This is a genomic window from Rathayibacter sp. AY1A4 (genome assembly GCF_002930955.1).
Taxonomy (GTDB): domain Bacteria; phylum Actinomycetota; class Actinomycetes; order Actinomycetales; family Microbacteriaceae; genus Rathayibacter.
Genome location: NZ_PSTN01000003.1, coordinates 191,499 through 208,531, shown reverse-complemented (window position 1 = coordinate 208,531; position 17,033 = coordinate 191,499). Strand labels below are relative to the sequence as shown.

Below are 17,033 nucleotides of genomic sequence, written 5' to 3'. Positions count from 1 at the left end.
GGCTCGGGCTCGGCCGGGGCGGGAGCCTCGGCGTCGCTCTCGGCGTCCACCGACGGGGTCGCCTCGTCAGTGGCCTCGGTCTCGGCGGCCTGGACCTCGGGGGCCTCCTCGGCGGGAGCCTCGGGCTCGGACGCCGACGCGGCTCCGGAGCCGTCTCCGATGCGCACCAGCTCGGCGCCGACCTCGACGGTCTCGTCCTCCTGGACGAGGATCTCCTCGATCACTCCCGCGACGGGCGACGGGATCTCGGTGTCGACCTTGTCGGTCGAGACCTCGAGCAGGGGCTCGTCCACCTCGACGCGGTCCCCGACGTTCTTCAGCCAGCGGGTGACCGTTCCTTCCGTGACACTCTCTCCGAGTGCCGGGAGGCTGACGGATTCGCTCATGAGCCTGTCTCCTTAAGACGCTTGTGTTTCGATGTCCAGCTTACTGATGCGGAAGCGGCGGGTCGCCGCACCGCAGTGGTTCTACAGGGCGTGCAGCGGCTTCCCGGCCAGAGCGAGGTGCGCCTCGCCGAGCGCCTCGTTCTGAGTGGGGTGCGCGTGCACGAGGGGCGCGACGTCCTCGGGGTGCGCCTCCCAGTTCACGATGAGCTGAGCCTCGCCGATCAGCTCGCCGACGCGGGCTCCGACCATGTGCACGCCGACGACGGGGCCGTCGACCAGGCGCACGACCTTCACGGAGCCGGTGGTCCCGATGATCGTGCTCCGGGCGTTGCCGCCGAGGCCGTAGTCGTACACGGCGACGCGCTCGGCGCCGTACTCGGCGATCGCGCGGGCCTCGCCGAGGCCGACGGAGGCCACTTCGGGGTCGCTGTAGGTCACCTTCGGGACGTTGACGTCCCTGACGACCTGCGGCCCCAGACCGGCGATCTCCTCTGCGACGAAGATCCCCTGCTGGAAGCTCCGGTGCGCGAGCTGGAGCCCCGGCACGATGTCGCCCACGGCGTACACGCCGGGGACGGAGGTCTGCAGGCGCTCGTCGGTCAGCACGTAGCCGCGGTCGAGGCGGACCCCGGCCTCCTCGAGGCCGATGCCCGCGGTCACCGGGCCGCGGCCGACGGCGACCAGCAGGATCTCGCCCTCCACCGTTGCGCCGCTCTCGAGCGACACGGAGACGCCGCCCTCGCTCTGCGAGACCGACGCGACGCGGGATCCCAGCTGGAAGGCGATGCCCCGCTTGCGGAAGGCGCGCTCCAGCTGCTTGCTGACGCTCTCGTCCTCGTTGGGGACGAGGTGGGGGAGGGCCTCGACGATCGTGACCTCGGCGCCGAACGAGCGCCAGACGCTCGCGAACTCGACGCCGATCACTCCGCCGCCGAGGACGACGACGCTCGCGGGCACGTGGTCGAGCTCGAGAGCCTGGTCGCTCGTCAGGATGCGGCCGCCGATCTCGATCCCGGGGAGGGTGCGGGAGGCGGACCCGGTGGCGACGACGACCGACGCGCCGTGGAGCACGTGCTCGCCGACCGTCACGGTGCCCGGCGCGGTGAGGCGGCCGTCGCCCGTGACGACCGTGATGCCGCGCGAGGACACGAGGCTCTGGAGCCCCTTGTACTTGCCGGCGACGACGCCCTCGCGGTAGCGCGTGACGCCCGCCATGTCGATCCCGGTGAAGCTCGAGAGCACGCCGTACTTCTCTCCCTCGCGGGCGCCGTCCGCCAGCTCGGCGGCGTGCAGCAGGGCCTTGGTGGGCACGCACCCGCGGTGCAGGCAGGTGCCGCCGAGCTTGTCGCGCTCCACGAGCGCGACGCTCATCCCGAGCTGCGTCGCCCGGAGGGCCGCCGCGTACCCGCCGCTGCCACCTCCGAGCACGACCAGGTCGTAGCGCTCTTCCGACACCCAGTGACTCCCTCGTGACGTGCGGTCCCGCTTCCCGGCCGACCGGCTCCGGCGCTGAGCGCCGAGCGGATCGGGAGGGGGGACGAGGCGGGATCTCCCGCCCCGTCGACCCTACTACGCGCTCGCGAAGCCCTCGGCCAGGGCGATCAGCGCGCGCACCGAGACCCCCGTGGCGCCGGCTCCGGTGAAGCCGTAGCCACCGCCTCCGTTGCTCGAGGGGCCGGCGATGTCGAGGTGCGCCCACGGGATCGTGGTCGCGTCCTCGCCCTCGCCGCGCTTCCCGACGAACTCGCGGAGGAAGTGGCCGGCGAGGAGCATGCCGCCGGCGGTGTTGCCCGGCTTGACGTTCGCGATGTCGGCGATGTCCGAGTTGAGCAGCGGTCGCAGCTCCGCGGGGAGGGGCATCTGCCAGAAGGGCTCTCCCGCCGTGCGGGCGGCCTCGAGGACGCGGGAGACCAGCTCGTCGTCGCCCAGAGCGCCGACGGTCCGGTTGCCGAGGGCGACCACGGAGGCGCCGGTCAGCGTCGCGACGTCGATGATCGCATCGGGCTGCTCCTCGCTGGCGGCGACGAGGCCGTCGGCAAGCACCAGCCGGCCCTCGGCGTCGGTGTTCAGCACCTCCACCGTGGTCCCGCCGCGCACGGTGAGCACGTCGTCCGGGCGGATCGCGGTCCCGGAGGGGAGGTTCTCGGCGATGCAGAGCCAGGCGGTCGCGCGGAGCGGGAGGCCGAGCTCCGCGATGGCGCGCACGACGGCGTACACGGTCGCCGCGCCCGCCATGTCGGTCTTCATCCCGATCATCGAGGCCGGCGGCTTGAGCGAGAGTCCGCCGCTGTCGAAGGTGATGCCCTTGCCGACCAGGGCGAGGTGGGTGCTCGCGCCCTCGGGCGCGTAGGCGACCTTCACGAGGCGGGGCGGGCGGGAGGAGCCGCTGCCGACTCCGAGGATGCCGCCGAACCCCTCCTCCGCGAGGGCCTCCTCGTCCCAGACGGTGACCTCGAGGGGCAGTCCCTCGGCGCCGGTCTGCACGGCCTCGGCCAGCGTCTGCGGATAGAGGTGCGACGGGGGAGTGTTGACGAGGTCCTTCACCGTGCCGACCGCGCGGCCGAGCACGAGCGCCCGGTCCAGGACGGCGGGGTCGGCCGACTCGCCGCCGCCCAGCAGGACGACGTGCTCGACGGGCGCCTTCGCCGTGGCGGCGGTGCTGCCGCGGAAGGCGGTGAAGGAGTAGGAGCCGAGCGCGGCGCCCTCGGCGACCGCGGCGAGCGTGCCGTCGGAGCCGGCGGGGAGGGAGAGGGCGACGGAGGCGGACCCCGCGAGCAGGCGGACGGCGGCGCCCGCGGCGTTCCGCAGCGCGGTGTCGTCGGGCTCCGCCGAGCCGAGTCCGACGAGGACGATCACTCCGGCACGGACCGAGGACGGCACGCGCACGAGCGTCTCGGCGGCGCCGGTCGCGCCGAGCGCGGTCAGCGCGGGGGCCAGCTCCTCGAAGCCCTCCGCGCCGACGAGCCGGGGACCATCGGGTCCCGGGGCGACGCCGAGGACGAGGGCGTCGGTGTCGATGTCGGAGGCGGGAACGGTCGAGTACTCGAGAGAGGAGAGGGGCATGGCGGCAATGCTAGGCGCTGTTCGCTGAGGGCTCAGCGGACCCGGCCGGGGCGCCGGGACCCCCGTTTAGACTGGACGCATGCTGGATCCGGAAGACCTGTTCGAGATCGAGGGCGACCTCTCCGAGATCCCGCGCGGGCTGCACCTCGTCGCGGGCCTGACCGGCTCGGCCGACGCCGGGGGAGCGGTGGGGCAGCTGGGGGAGTACCTCTTCGAGACCCTCGAGCACCGCGAGGTCGCGGTCTTCGACCAGGATCAGCTGCTCGACTACCGGGCCCGCCGCCCCATCATCACGTTCGACCAGGACCACCTGACGGACTACCGTCCTGCGATGCTCCGGCTCTCGCTCGCGCACGACGAGCTGCACCAGCCGTTCCTCCTGCTCACCGGCTTCGAGCCCGACTTCCAGTGGGAGCGGTTCACCCGCGCGGTGGTCTCCCTCCTCGAGCGGCTCGACGTCGCCTCGACCACGTGGGTCCAGGCGATCCCGATGCCCGTGCCGCACACCCGGCCCGTCGGCGTCACCGTGAGCGGGAACCGCGAGGACCTGATCGAGGCGATGTCGGTCTGGAAGCCGCACACGCAGGTGCCCTCGAACGTCCTCCACCTGCTCGAGCTGCGCCTCTACGAGCGCGGTCTGACCGTGGTCGGCTTCGCGCTGCTCATCCCGCACTACCTGTCGGACACCGAGTACCCGCAGGCGGCGGTCGCGGCGCTCGAGAGCATCTCGGCGTCGACCGGCCTCATCTTCCCGACGGACCGCCTGCGCGAGAGCGGGCGGGAGTTCCTCGGCAAGGTCGACGAGCAGGTCGGCGGCAACGACGAGCTGCAGAAGCTGGTCTCGGCCCTCGAGGCGCGGCACGACACCTACATGGAGGGGACGAGCCTCCGCTCGCCGCTCACCGACGAGGACGGCTTCGTGCCCAGCGCCGACGCGATCGCCGCCGAGCTCGAGAAGTTCCTCGCGATCCGTCGCCCGGGCGAGGAGCCCACCGCCTCCTGAGCGGCCGTAGGATCGGACGAGTGCGTGATCGTCGAGCCTGGTTCGTCTTCGGTGCCGGAGCGTTCGCCTACCTGGTCGCGGTCCTGGACCGCACGACGCTGGGCGTCGCAGGAGTGGACGCCGCGGAGCGGTTCGGGGTGGCCGCCGCCGTCCTCTCGTCGCTCGCCGTCGTCCAGCTGATCGTCTACGCCGGGATGCAGATCCCGGTCGGGATCCTCATCGACCGGTTCGGCCCGCGGACCCTGATCCTCTCGGGCACGGCCCTGATGATGGCGGGCCAGGTCGTGGTCGCGATCGCGCCGGGCATCGGCGTCGCGATCGTCGGGCGGATCCTGCTGGGAGCCGGGGACGCCGCGATCTTCACCTCCGTGATCCGCCTCACGGTGACCTGGTTCAGCGGACCGATCGTGCCGCAGCTCTCGCAGTGGACCGGCAACATCGGCCAGGTGGGCCAGATCCTCTCCGCACTCCCGTTCGCGGCGATCCTCCACACGTTCGGCTGGGAGCCCGCGTTCCTCAGCGCCGCCGGCCTCGGGGCCGTGTCCTTCCTCGGCGTGCTCCTCCTGGTCGCCGACGTCCCGCCGCGCACCGAGCCGATCACGGTCGTGCCTCCGACGCTCCGGGCGACGATCGCGCAGCTCGGAGTGAGCCTGCGCCGGCCGGGGACGCAGCTCGGCTTCTGGTCGCACTTCGTCACGCAGTCCTCCGGCACGGTGTTCACGCTGCTCTGGGGCTACCCCTTCCTCGTCTACGCGATCGGCCTGCCGCCGACCGTCGCCGCGCCGACCCTCACGATCGTCGTGATCGCGGGGATCGTCGTCGGGCCGGTGCTCGGCGTCCTGACCGCTCGCCACCCCATGCGCCGCAGCAACCTCGTGCTCGGGATCGTCTCGGCGATGGCGGTCGCCTGGACCGTCGTGCTGCTCTGGCCCGGCGTCCCGCCGTACTGGCTCGTGGTGCTGCTCCTGATCGTCGTCGGAGCGGGCGGCCCCGGCTCCATGATCGGGTTCGACTTCGCCCGCACGTTCAACCCCTCGCGGAGCCTCGGCGCGGCGAACGGAGTCGTCAACGTGGGCGGGTTCCTGGCCAGCTTCACGATGATGTTCGCGATCGGCCTGATCCTCGACGCACTGGCCGGTCCCGGTGCCTCCTCCGAGCAGACCTACTCGCTCGAGCACTTCCGCCTGGCGTGGTGCGTGCAGTACGTGGTGGTCGGCGCCGGAGTCGTCGGACTCGTCGTCGCGCGCCGCCGGACCCGCCGCCGCCTGGCCGAGGACGAGGGAATAACCGTGGCCCCTCTCTGGGTTGCACTGAGTGACCGGATGCGCCGCGGCCGCGCGGGGCGCTGACGGTCGTCCCCGTCGATCCGCCCTTCTGCAGACGCGATGTCCCAGCGGAACTGCCCGGATCCCGCCGGATCGAGCCCCACTCGCACCGCACCGCACGGCTGCACTACTCAGACGTGCAATAATTGTCAATAGGACCCGTTCGGGTCGAGGAGCACCAGGCCCACGTCGGGCGTGCGACGTCCTCGACTTGACATGGGTCCTCGTAATGCCCACCGACGGACGACGCCCTCCCGCGCCGCCCGCCCCCGGGACGCAACGGATGGAGAGGTGCCGCCATGGCCACCAGAGCTACCAAGACCGCAACGCTCGACGCCGTCGACGACGACGTGACGACGACCACCAAGAAGCCCGCGACGCGCAAGCCCGCGGCGAAGACCACGGCGGCCAAGACCACCGCGGCCAAGACGACCCGCTCGCGCGCCACGACCAAGGCCGCTGCTCCTGCCGACACCGAGGAGGAGCCGACCGACGCCGTCGAGCCCGACGAGGCGGCGGAGGAGGAGGAGACCGAGGTCGTCGCCGAGGACACCGAGACCGAAGCGAAGGACGACGCGGAGACGCCGGAGGCCCCGGCCGCCGCTGCCGTCGCCGCTCCGGCCGAGCCGCTCCCGAGCGGTGCGCTCGTCCTGTCGTTCGGCGGAGAGGACGACGAGGTCCCGGTCTACTCGACCGCGATCACCGGCGCCACCGCCGACCCGGTCAAGGACTACCTGAAGCAGATCGGCAAGGTCGCGCTGCTGAACGCGGCCGAGGAGGTCGAGCTCGCGATGCGCATCGAGGCCGGCCTGTTCGCCGAGGACAAGCTCGCCAACTCGACCGACCTCAGCCCGGAGCTCGTCCGCGAGCTGCGCTGGGTCGCGAAGGACGGCCAGCGCGCGAAGAGCCACCTGCTCGGAGCGAACCTCCGGCTCGTCGTCAGCCTCGCGAAGCGCTACACCGGTCGCGGGATGCAGTTCCTCGACCTCATCCAGGAGGGCAATCTGGGCCTCATCCGTGCGGTCGAGAAGTTCGACTACACCAAGGGCTTCAAGTTCTCGACCTACGCCACGTGGTGGATCCGCCAGGCGATCACCCGCGCGATGGCCGACCAGGCCCGCACCATCCGCATCCCGGTGCACATGGTCGAGGTCATCAACAAGCTGGCCCGCGTGCAGCGCCAGATGCTCCAGGACCTGGGCCGCGAGCCCACGCCCGAGGAGCTCTCGCGCGAGCTCGACATGACCCCTGAGAAGGTCATCGAGGTGCAGAAGTACGGGCGCGAGCCGATCTCGCTGCACACGCCCCTGGGCGAGGACGGCGACAGCGAGTTCGGCGACCTCATCGAGGACACCGAGGCGGTCGTCCCGGCCGACGCCGTGGGCTTCACCATGCTGCAGAAGCAGCTGGAGTCGCTGCTCGACTCGCTCTCGGAGCGCGAGGCCGGCGTGATCCGCATGCGCTTCGGCCTCGGCGACGGCATGCCGAAGACGCTCGACCAGATCGGCGACACCTTCGGCGTGACGCGCGAGCGCATCCGCCAGATCGAGTCCAAGACGATGGCCAAGCTCCGCCACCCGTCCCGCTCGCAGTCGCTCCGCGACTACCTCGAGTAGGCCGGTGATCCGCTACGCGCCGGCGGTCCTCCTCGGGAGGGCCGCCCGGTTCGCCGCGCGGGTCCGGAAGCCCGGCGGGGGATCCGCCGTGCCCGGACTCGTGGTGAACCGCGTCGCGCCCGGATTCCTGCCCGCGGTGCTCGACGGGTTCCGGGACGGCCTCGTGGTCGTCACGGGATCGGCGGGCAAGTCGACCACGACCAAGATGCTGGTCGCGGTGCTCCGCGCGCACGGGCTCCGGGTCTTCACCAACCCGTCGACGGCCAACATCGCCCAGGGGCTGACCTCCGCGCTCCTGGAGCGGGCGGACCTCCGCGGACGGATCGACGCCGACATCGCCGTCCTCGAGATGGACGAGGGTCACGGCGCGCGCCTCGCGCCTCGGATGCGCCCCCGCGTCGTCCTGCTGACGAACGTGGTGGTCGACCAGATCGACCGCTTCTTCGATCCGGCCATGGTCGCCCGGATGCTCGGCACCATCGCCTCCCGCGCGACCGGTCCCGTCGTGCTGAACGCCGACGACCGCCACGTCGCCGATGTCGCGACCTCCCTCCCCGACGAGCGGATCCGCTGGTACGGCGTCTCCTCCTCCGTCCGCGACTCCGCGTCCGGCGGTCTCGGCTACGCCGCGGAGGCGGAGGCCGGGACCGACCGTGCCACCACCGTCGTCGAGAGCACGACGGGAGCGGCCGCGCGCATCGTCAGCGACGGCGACCCGCTCGAGGTCCGGCTCCCCGCGCGGGGCGTCCACTACGCGGTCGACGCCGCGGCGGCCGTCTCCACGGCCCGCGCCGTGCTCGCCGAGCGCTTCGACCCGGCCCTCGCCGCCTCCGCGCTCTCGAGCATCGACCCCGTCTTCGGGCGGGGCGAGATCGTCACCGTGCGCGGCCACGAGGTCGAGTTCGTCCTGGTTCAGAACCCGGCGAGCTACCGCCTGAACATCGCGGAGATCCCCGAGGGGACCGAGCAGATCATGCTCGCGATCGGCTCCGACGTCCGAGACCCCTCCTACTTCTGGCCCGTGGACACCTCCGTGCTCGGGCACGTCCGTGTCGTCTCGGGGTCGAAGGCGCACGAGGCGGCGCTGCACCTGCGCTACGACGGCGTGCGCGTCGACTCCGTCGACGAGGACCTGGGTCGCGCGCTCGACGCGTTCCTCGCTCTGCCGACCCCCGCCTCCGGCCGGAAGACCATCGTCTTCTCGGCCGATTCGATGCGCCGCACCCGTGCGCACCTGCAGCTCGTCACCAACCGCGAGGAGACCGCGTGACCACCCTCCGCATCGCCGTGCTCGCTCCCGACGTCCTGGACAGCAACGGCGACGCGGCGAACGCCCGGGTCCTCGCGGCTCGGGCGCGCTGGTCGGGCGTCGAGGCGGAGGTGGTGCCGCTGGCGACCACCTCCGACGCCGAGGTCCGTCCGGACGTCCTGGTCGCCGGGACGGGAGCGGACGAGGACCTCCCGGGCGTCCTGGCACTCCTCCACGAGATCGCGCCGACGCTGCGGGCCTGGGTCGACCAGGGCACTCAGGTGGTCGCGGTCGGAGCCGGCTGGGAGATGCTGGCCGGTTCGATCAGCACGGCCGCGGGCGGAGCCCGGGGGATCGGACTGTTCCCCGGAGACTCGGTCACGGGCGAGCGCGCGACCGACGACCTCCTCGTCGAGACGCCGGGCGGCGTCCTCGTCGGCTTCGAGAACCACGAGCGCCGGATGACCGGGATCGCGCCCGAGCACGCGCTCGGCCGAGTGCTGCACGGCACCGGCGACGGCGCCGGCCACGAGGGCTACGCGGTGGGAGGCCTTCTGGGCACGCACCTGCACGGCCCCGTCCTCGCGAAGAACCCCTCGCTCGCGGACGCGATCCTGCGGCGCGCCCTCGGCGACGCCTACTCCCCGTCGGACGAGCGTCTCCGCCTGGTCGATGAAACGGCACGAGCCGCTCGCGAAGTGATCGCGAAGCGGCTCGGTGTCGGTCGGTAGGGCGCTGACGCGCCGTCCGGGCTGATCGGGGACGCGCTAGGGACGCTGCTCCTCGAAGAGTCGGGCGGACTCGTCGTGCCAGCTCTGGGCGATGCTGGAGAGCTTCTCCTGGTACTTCTTCCCGTGGTGCGCGCAGAACAGCAGTTCTCCGTTGTTCACGACCACTCGGATGTACGCCTGCGCACCGCAGCTGTCGCAGCGGTCGGCGGCGGAGAGCTGGTGGGCACCGGCGAGCTCGTCCACGCCGTTCTGGGTTGCTGTGGTCGACATGACTTGGCCTCCTGCACTCGGTCTTCGATCTCTGCTTAGTGGAACCCATCCAAGCACGCGATTGTTTCCGCACGGAGTCGATCGGTCGGCATTTCGCTCTGCGCGTAGGGGCCCCGCGCCGAGCGGCCATCGTGCTGCCGCCGGGTGCCGCGCCACCGCGGCCGGAGCGGTTCCCGAAAGTAGACTGGGCGGATGGCCTCCACCGACTACAACGCCCGTCACCTCTCCGTCCTCGAGGGTCTCGAGGCGGTCCGGAAGCGGCCCGGCATGTACATCGGATCGACCGACTCGCGCGGCCTCATGCACTGCCTCTGGGAGGTCATCGACAACTCCGTCGACGAGGCGCTGGCCGGGCACGGGACCGAGATCAGCGTGCTCCTGCACGCCGACGGCAGCGTCGAGGTGCGCGACCGCGCGCGCGGGATCCCGGTCGACATCGAGCCGAAGACGGGGCTCTCCGGAGTCGAGGTCGTGTTCACGAAGCTGCACGCGGGCGGCAAGTTCGGCTCGGGGTCCTACGCGGCGTCCGGCGGTCTGCACGGCGTCGGCGCCTCCGTGGTCAACGCGCTCTCGGAGCGCCTGGACGTCGAGGTCGACCGCAACGGCCGCACCTACCGGATGTCGTTCCACCGGGGGGAGCCCGGGCGCTTCGCCGACGCGGGCGAGCCCACCCCCGACGCTCCGTTCACGCCGTTCGAGAACGGGTCGGAGCTGACGGTCGTCGGGAAGGTCGCCAAGGGCGTCACCGGTACGCGCGTGCGCTACTGGGCCGACCGCCAGATCTTCACGAAGGGCGCCTCGTTCCAGACGGACGACCTGGTGACGCGCGCCCGGCAGACCGCGTTCCTCGTCCCCGGCCTGACGATCGACATCGTCGACGACCGAGCGGACGAGCGCCGCGCCGAGATGTTCCGCTACGACGGCGGCATCTCGGAGTTCGTCGAGTTCCTCGCCCCCGACGCCCCCGTGACCGAGGTGCTGCGCCTCACCGGCTCCGGCACCTTCACCGAGACCGTGCCGGTGCTGACCCCCGGCGGCGCCATGGTGCCCACCGAGGTGGAGCGCACCTGCGAGGTCGACATCGCCCTGCGCTGGGGCACCGGCTACGAGACGGTGATGCGCAGCTTCGTGAACATCATCTCGACGCCCAAGGGCGGGACGCACCAGACCGGCTTCGAGCAGGGCCTGCTGAAGCTGCTCCGCTCCCAGGTGGAGGCGAACGCCCGCCGCCTCAAGGTCGGCTCGGACAAGCTCGAGAAGGACGACGTCCTCGCCGGGCTCAGCGCCGTGCTGACCGTGCGGCTCCCTGAGCCGCAGTTCGAAGGCCAGACGAAGGAGGTGCTGGGCACGCCCGCGGTCCGCGCGATCGTCGCCTCCACCATCGCCTCGACGCTGGGCGCGGTGTTCTCCTCGACGCGCCGCGAGGACAAGGCGCAGACCTCCCAGCTCCTCGAGAAGGTCGTCGCCGAGATGAAGTCGCGGATCTCGGCCCGCGCGCACAAGGAGACGCAGCGCCGCAAGAACGCGCTGGAGTCCTCCTCCCTTCCGGCGAAGCTGGTCGACTGCCGCAGCAGCGACGTCGAGAACAGCGAGCTCTTCATCGTCGAGGGCGACTCCGCCCTCGGCACCGCCAAGCTCGCCCGCAACAGCGAGTACCAGGCCCTGCTGCCGATCCGGGGGAAGATCCTCAACACGCAGAAGGCGAGCATCGCCGACATGCTCTCGAACGCCGAGTGCGCCTCGATGATCCAGGTGATCGGAGCCGGCTCCGGCCGCTCCTTCGACCTCTCGGCCGCCCGCTACGGGAAGATCATCCTGATGAGCGACGCCGACGTCGACGGCGCCCACATCCGCACCCTGCTGCTCACGCTCTTCTTCCGCTACATGCGGCCGCTCGTCGAGGCGGGGCGCGTCTTCGCCGCCGTGCCTCCGCTGCATCGGCTCGTGGTGATGAACGCGGGGAAGAAGCCGAACGAGACGATCTACACCTACTCCGAGAAGGAGCTGCAGAGCGTGCTCGCGGCCCTCGGCAAGGCGGGCCGCCGCTACCAGGACCCGATCCAGCGCTACAAGGGGCTCGGCGAGATGGACGCGGACCAGCTGGCCACGACGACCATGGACCGCTCCCGCCGCACCCTCCGCCGGGTGCGGGTCGCCGACGCCGAGAACGCCGGCCGGGTGTTCGAGCTGCTGATGGGCAACGACGTGGCACCCCGCAAGGAGTTCATCGTCCGCGGGTCCGAGTCGCTGTCGCGGGACCGCATCGACGTCTGAGCCGCGGGGCTCAGAACACCTCGGGCGCCGCTCCGATCGTCGCGATCGGCGCCGCGAGCGCCACGCCGGAGCCGTCGCGCTTCATCCCGGAGTCGGGCAGCGCGGCGACCGAGCCGTCGGCCTCGAGCGCGTGCGCGGGACCGGGGCCGACCCACGCCACTCCGAGGGCGGTCTCACCCTTAAGGAAGCGCTGCGCACGGACTCCGCCGGTGGCCCTGCCCTTGGCGGGGAACTCCGAGAACGGCGAGACCTTCGCACTGCCGGTGTCGGTCCCCGAGAGGGCCCAGCTGTCGACGGCGACCGTCGCGACGACGGCCTCGTCCCGGTCCTCGGCGGCGACGACGGCGAAGTGCACGACGTCGTCGGTCTCGGCCAGCTTGACCCCGGCCATCCCCGCGGCGGTCCGGCCCTGAGGGCGGACGGCGGACGCGGGGAAGCGCAGCAGCTGGGCCTCGCCGGTGACGAAGACCAGCTCGTCCTCCTCCGCCGACGCGGCCGCGCCCACGACGGCGTCCTTCGGCTTCAGAGCGATGAGCTCGATGTCCGGGCGGTTGGGCAGCTCGCCCGGCGCGACGCGCTTGACGACGCCCTGCCGGGTGCCGAGCGCGATCGGCCGCTCGTCGTCGAGGGCGACGAGCGCGAGCACCCGCTCGTCCTTCGCCAGGTGCGGGAGGTAGTCGCTCATGCGCACGCCCGCGCCCAGCTGCACCGAGGAGGAGGGGACGGCGGGCACGTCGACCGGCGAGAAGCGGAGGAGCCGACCGGCGCTGGTGACCGCGCCGATCTCCGTCCGGCTGGTCGTGTCGAGCACGCTGAGGACGGCGTCGTGCTTCGAGCGGCGCGTGGCGCGCTCGGGGTGGGGAGCGGCCTCGGGGTCGCGGTCGACCCGCACCATGCGGCCGGTGGTGCTCAGCAGCACCCGGCAGGGCACGTCCGCGATCTCGAGCACCGCGGCGGCCTTCCGCCCGGTGGTGGCGACGGAGGGACGCGCCTCGGTGAGCAGGGTGCGCCGCGGGGTCCCGAGGCGCTGGGCGACCTCGTCGAGCTCGTCCGAGACCAGCTCGTCGATCCGTGAGCGGCTGGCGAGGAGGGCCTCGAGCTCGGCGATCTCGGCGAGGAGGGTGTCGCGCTCGGTCTCGAGCTCGATGCGCGAGAACTTCGTGAGGCGGCGGAGCTGGAGCTCGAGGATGTAGTCGGCCTGCAGGGTGCTGAGGTCGAAGACCTCGATCAGCCGGGCCCGCGCCGCCGCGGTGTCGTCGCTCCCGCGGATCAGCTGGATGACCTCGTCGATGTCGAGGATCGCGATGAGCAGGCCCTCGACCAGGTGCAGCCGCTCCTGGCGCTTGCGCAGTCGGTAGCGGGTCCGCCGGGTGACGACCTGCACCCGGTGGCCGATGTAGACCTGCAGCAGCTCCTTCAGGCCGAGGGTGCGCGGGCCGCCGTCGACCAGCGCGACGTTGTTGATCGAGAACGCGTCCTCGAGGGGCGTGTAGCGGTAGAGCTGCTCGAGGACGGCCTCCGGGCTGAAGCCGGTCTTGATCCCGATGACGAGCCGGAGGCCGTTGTCCCGGTCCGTCAGGTCGGTGACGTCCGAGATGCCGCTGAGCTTCTTGTTCTGGACGCCGTCCTTGATCTTGTCGATGACCTTCTCGGCGCCGACGAGGTAGGGCAGCTCGGTGACGACCAGGCCGGACTTGCGCGCGGTGATGCTCTCGACCGAGACGCGCGCGCGGGTCTTGAAGCCGCCCCGGCCGGTCGCGTAGGCGTCGCGCACGCCGGCGAGACCGACGATCGTGCCACCGCTCGGGAAGTCCGGTCCCGGGACGAACGACATCAGGTCGTCCAGGGACGCGTCGGGATGGGCGATCAGGTGCCGGGCCGCCCCGATCACCTCCACGAGGTTGTGGGGCGCCATGTTCGTCGCCATGCCGACGGCGATGCCGCTGGCCCCGTTGACCAGCAGGTTCGGGAACGCGGAGGGGAGGACCTCGGGCTGGTCGTGCGAGTTGTCGTAGTTCGGGACGAAGTCGACGACGTCCTCGCCGAGGTGCTCGGTCATGGCCGTGGCGGCCGGGGCGAGGCGGGCCTCGGTGTAGCGGGCCGCGGCCGGGCCGTCGTCGAGGGAGCCGAAGTTGCCGTGCCCGTCGACGAGGGCGACCCTCATCGTGAACGGCTGGGCGAGGCGGACGAGGGAGTCGTAGATCGAGGCGTCGCCGTGCGGGTGCAGCTTGCCCATCACCTCGCCGACCACGCGGGCCGACTTCACGTGGCCGTGATCGGGCCGCAGCCCCATCTCGCTCATCATGTAGAGGATCCGGCGCTGCACCGGCTTGAGGCCGTCGCGGGCGTCGGGCAGGGCCCGCGAGTAGATGACCGAGTACGCGTACTCGAGGAAGGACCCCTCCATCTCGGCCGAGACGTCGACGTCCTCGATGCGCTCGGTGAGCGAGAATCCGGAGGAGGGGGCTGCAGCGTTCATGACTCGATTCGGTGGCGGGCGCGGGGCGGCGGCGGGGGACTGCACCGCCCTGCGGCGCTCGACGGGACGGGCGGAGCGGAGACGGCGCCTCGCGGACGGGACCGGCCCTCCCGTTCACGCGGACGCTCCGCTGCACCGGCCCGGCGGGGACGGCGGCGCTGTGCGAAACTGGGCGCGATGACCCACATGCTACCGCCAGCCCCCGACGGGCGGCGGAGCCTCGCCGACGTCCTGCCGGGCGCCCTCGACGCGCTCCTGGGCCGCCCCGGCCTCTTCGGCTCGCCCCGCGTCGAGCGGATCGTGGTCGTCCTCGTCGACGGCCTGGGTGCCGCGAACCTCCGCCAGCGCGGGGGCCACTCGCGCACGCTCGCTCCGGCCCTCAACCGCGGCACCACGCTCGTCTCGGGCTTCCCGACGACCACCGCGGCGGCCTTGGCGAGCCTGACGACGGGCCTGCGCCCGGGCGGGCACGGGATGGTCGGCTACCGCGTGCTCGACCGCGCCTCCGACCGCCTGGTCAACCAGCTCTCCGGCTGGGACGAGGGCATGGTGCCCGAGACGTGGCAGCCCCACCCCACGGTCTTCGAGCAGGCCTCGGCCGCCGGTGTCCGGGCCGGAGTGATCGGCCCCGCGCGGTACGCCCGCTCCGGTCTCACGCGGGCGATCCTGCGCGGCGCCGAGTACCACTCCGCCGGCGGCGTCGCCGAGCGCTTCACGGCGGCGCGCGCCCTGCTCGACGAGGGCGGCCGGCAGCTCGTGTACCTCTACGTCCCTGAGCTCGACCAGGCGGCGCACGCGCGCGGCTGGGAGTCGCCGGAGTGGACGGCAGCGCTCGAGCTCCTGGACGGGGAGGTCGGCGGAGCGGTCCGCGGGCTCTCCGCCCGCGAGAGCGTGCTGGTCACCGCCGACCACGGCATCGTGGACGTTCCGGCGTCCTCGCACGTGCTCGTCGAGCGGGGACCGCTGCTCGAGGGCGTCCGGCACCTCGGCGGAGAGCCCCGCTGCCTGCAGCTGCACCTCGAGCCGGGTGTGGACCCCGACGAGGTGGCGCGGCGCTGGATCGAGGCGGAGGGCGCACGCGCCTGGATCGCGACGCGCGACGACGTCGCCGTGAGCGGCTGGTTCGGCGAGGTCTCTCCGGCGGCGGCCGAGCGGATGGGCGACGTGTTCGTCGCGGCGCGGAGGACCATCGCCTACTACGCGGCGGACGACTCCTCCGGCCGCTCCATGATCGGGCAGCACGGGTCGCTCACGCCGGAGGAGACGCAGGTGCCGCTCCTCCGCTTCGGCGCGCTGGCCTGAGCCGGGCCGAGGGGACGGGGGGCACCGTCCACCCCGGCGGAGCCGCGCCGGTTGAGGGTCAGTCGTCGCTGCGCGCTCCGAAGACGATCTCGTCCCAGCTCGGCATCGACGCCCGCCCCCTGCGGAGGCTCCCGCGCGCGCCCGACGGCTGCTCGGGGACCGGGGGAGCGGTGCGCGGCGGCTCCGGTGCCTTCTCGACGGGAGGAGCGGCCTCGGCCTCGGGCTCCGGCTCCTCGCGGACGCGGAGGCTCGAGGCGTGATCGCGCTCGCCCCGGCGGCGCCGCAGGGCGTCGAGCAGGTCGGCGGTGTCGTTGAGGTTGCGCTCGCGCTGCTCCGTCGTGCTCGTGACGGGGCGGGGGAGCGTCGAGATCGGGCGCGGGGTCTCGGAGAGGGCCGGCTGCGGCTCCGTGTCGGAGGGGCGGACGGCGGCCGGTCGGGCGTGCGGCATCGCGGCGGGGCGGCCTGCCGTGGGGTGGTCGGCCCGGGCGGAGCGGGTCGGCGCCTCCGCGGACTCCGTGTCGAAGCGCGTGGCGAGCTCGTCGACGGCGGCGGGGATGACGGCGCGCAGGCGCGGGATGAGGGTCGGCCGGATCTCGCCCTGCTGCGAGAGCGTGATCGCCTCGGAGGTCAGCGGCGACAGCAGCGCCTTCCGCGGGTCGAAGCGCCAGCGGGCGTCGTGGTCGATCTCGTCCGAGCGGAAGAGGAGCTTGACGACCCAGCCCTCCTCCTCCTTCCAGCTCGACCACTGCTCGCCCTCGGCGCCGAGCGACGCGAGGCGGTCGCGGATGACGTCGCCGAAGGGCGTGCCCTCCTCGAGGGGATCGGGGTCGGTGGTCGTGTAGACGCGCACGGCGAGGGCGGACGCGACGATGTGCTCGCGCTCGGCCGTGACGGGTCCCTCGAAGCGCTGGACGTAGCCCAGGTCGGCGCCCGTGAGCTCGGCGACCTCCTCGGCGGAGAGCCCGGAGCGGATGTGGGCCTGGATCTCGCGGGGGGAGACGCGCTTCTCGCGCGGCGGGAGGGTGTGGACCCGCGGCCGCAGCTGGCTCTGCAGCGTCTCGTCGATGCGGACCGAGAAGCGCTCGCCGCCCTCGGACACGAGGACGAGCGATCCGCCCTCGACGCCGATCACCTTCAGTTCCATCATCGTGGGGACCCTCCTTCTGGACGCGGACCGGGCAAGGATGCCACGCGCCCGGGCGATCGGCCGGGAATACCCCGGGCGGGTCGAAAGTTGGTGCGGAAGGAGGCGGGGCGAGCGGGTGTCAAGAGCCGTTCGAGGTGGTTTGCGAATCGATGCGTCGTGATGCACACTGACCCCGCCGATTTGTTGAA

At 72.4% G+C, this 17,033-nt stretch carries 13 protein-coding genes; 7 read left to right on the top strand and 6 right to left on the bottom strand.

Features of this window, described 5'->3' with window-relative positions:
* The 3 genes from C5B92_RS03600 to C5B92_RS03590 form a co-directional block, all read right to left on the bottom strand.
* A partial coding sequence (locus C5B92_RS03600) for a biotin/lipoyl-containing protein (protein WP_308470795.1) occupies positions 1–386 on the bottom strand: 386 nt, incomplete at its 3' end.
* Between the two features lie 81 nt (positions 387–467).
* A complete protein-coding gene (lpdA, locus tag C5B92_RS03595) occupies positions 468–1,841 on the bottom strand; it encodes a dihydrolipoyl dehydrogenase (RefSeq protein ID WP_104296152.1) in 1,374 nt (457 codons plus the stop codon).
* A 114-nt stretch (positions 1,842–1,955) separates the two neighbouring features.
* Positions 1,956–3,449: a leucyl aminopeptidase gene (locus tag C5B92_RS03590; RefSeq protein ID WP_104350068.1), complete on the bottom strand. Its 1,494-nt coding sequence runs from the start codon at positions 3,447–3,449 to the stop codon at positions 1,956–1,958.
* A 79-nt stretch (positions 3,450–3,528) separates the two neighbouring features.
* Here C5B92_RS03590 and C5B92_RS03585 point away from each other — a divergent pair, with 79 nt between their 5' ends.
* The 5 genes from C5B92_RS03585 to C5B92_RS03565 all read left to right on the top strand — a co-directional run bounded on the left by C5B92_RS03585 (position 3,529) and on the right by C5B92_RS03565 (position 9,373).
* On the top strand, positions 3,529–4,452 hold the full coding sequence (locus C5B92_RS03585; RefSeq protein WP_104238748.1) for a proteasome assembly chaperone family protein: 924 nt from the start codon (positions 3,529–3,531) through the stop codon (positions 4,450–4,452).
* Positions 4,453–4,472: 20 nt separating this feature from the next.
* Positions 4,473–5,801 carry a nitrate/nitrite transporter gene (locus C5B92_RS03580; protein ID WP_104350067.1) on the top strand — a complete coding sequence of 443 codons (1,329 nt, stop codon included), beginning with the start codon at positions 4,473–4,475 and terminating at the stop codon, positions 5,799–5,801.
* A gap of 275 nt (positions 5,802–6,076) precedes the next feature.
* Positions 6,077–7,393: an RNA polymerase sigma factor gene (locus tag C5B92_RS03575; RefSeq protein WP_104283621.1), complete on the top strand. Its 1,317-nt coding sequence runs from the start codon at positions 6,077–6,079 to the stop codon at positions 7,391–7,393.
* A gap of 4 nt (positions 7,394–7,397) precedes the next feature.
* Positions 7,398–8,663: a Mur ligase family protein gene (locus C5B92_RS03570; protein WP_104273654.1), complete on the top strand. Its 1,266-nt coding sequence runs from the start codon at positions 7,398–7,400 to the stop codon at positions 8,661–8,663.
* Positions 8,660–9,373, top strand: a complete 714-nt coding sequence (locus C5B92_RS03565; protein ID WP_146079250.1) for a type 1 glutamine amidotransferase — start codon at positions 8,660–8,662, stop codon at positions 9,371–9,373. The genes C5B92_RS03570 and C5B92_RS03565 overlap by 4 nt, the downstream gene beginning before the upstream one ends.
* A 36-nt stretch (positions 9,374–9,409) precedes the next feature.
* Here the strand turns inward: C5B92_RS03565 and C5B92_RS03560 are convergent, their stop codons facing one another.
* A complete protein-coding gene (locus C5B92_RS03560; RefSeq protein ID WP_068212876.1) occupies positions 9,410–9,643 on the bottom strand; it encodes a hypothetical protein in 234 nt (77 codons plus the stop codon).
* Positions 9,644–9,835: 192 nt separating this feature from the next.
* Here C5B92_RS03560 and C5B92_RS03555 point away from each other — a divergent pair, with 192 nt between their 5' ends.
* Positions 9,836–11,917, top strand: coding sequence for a type IIA DNA topoisomerase subunit B (locus C5B92_RS03555; RefSeq protein WP_104225230.1), 2,082 nt, complete (start codon positions 9,836–9,838; stop codon positions 11,915–11,917).
* Between the two features lie 10 nt (positions 11,918–11,927).
* Here the strand turns inward: C5B92_RS03555 and C5B92_RS03550 are convergent, their stop codons facing one another.
* Positions 11,928–14,396, bottom strand: coding sequence for a DNA topoisomerase (ATP-hydrolyzing) subunit A (locus tag C5B92_RS03550; RefSeq protein WP_104350065.1), 2,469 nt, complete (start codon positions 14,394–14,396; stop codon positions 11,928–11,930).
* A 177-nt stretch (positions 14,397–14,573) separates the two neighbouring features.
* Here C5B92_RS03550 and C5B92_RS03545 point away from each other — a divergent pair, with 177 nt between their 5' ends.
* Entirely contained in the window at positions 14,574–15,698 is a 1,125-nt protein-coding gene (locus tag C5B92_RS03545) for an alkaline phosphatase family protein (protein ID WP_258061245.1), read from the top strand.
* 58 nt (positions 15,699–15,756) lie between these two features.
* On the opposite strand, the gene sepH is transcribed toward C5B92_RS03545, so the two are convergent.
* Positions 15,757–16,845, bottom strand: a complete 1,089-nt coding sequence (gene sepH / locus C5B92_RS03540; protein WP_104350064.1) for a septation protein SepH — start codon at positions 16,843–16,845, stop codon at positions 15,757–15,759.
* Positions 16,846–17,033 lie beyond the last annotated feature (188 nt).

Excerpts from the sequence above, each read along its gene's own strand:
- C5B92_RS03590 (WP_104350068.1), bottom strand. The coding sequence starts at position 3,449 with ATGCCCCTCTCCTCTCTCGAGTACTCGACCGTTCCCGCCTCCGACATC.
- C5B92_RS03585 (WP_104238748.1), top strand. The coding sequence starts at position 3,529 with ATGCTGGATCCGGAAGACCTGTTCGAGATCGAGGGCGACCTCTCCGAG.
- C5B92_RS03575 (WP_104283621.1), top strand. The coding sequence starts at position 6,077 with ATGGCCACCAGAGCTACCAAGACCGCAACGCTCGACGCCGTCGACGAC.
- C5B92_RS03560 (WP_068212876.1), bottom strand. The coding sequence starts at position 9,643 with ATGTCGACCACAGCAACCCAGAACGGCGTGGACGAGCTCGCCGGTGCC.
- C5B92_RS03555 (WP_104225230.1), top strand. The coding sequence starts at position 9,836 with ATGGCCTCCACCGACTACAACGCCCGTCACCTCTCCGTCCTCGAGGGT.
- C5B92_RS03550 (WP_104350065.1), bottom strand. The coding sequence starts at position 14,396 with ATGAACGCTGCAGCCCCCTCCTCCGGATTCTCGCTCACCGAGCGCATC.
- C5B92_RS03545 (WP_258061245.1), top strand. The coding sequence starts at position 14,574 with ATGACCCACATGCTACCGCCAGCCCCCGACGGGCGGCGGAGCCTCGCC.
- sepH (WP_104350064.1), bottom strand. The coding sequence starts at position 16,845 with ATGATGGAACTGAAGGTGATCGGCGTCGAGGGCGGATCGCTCGTCCTC.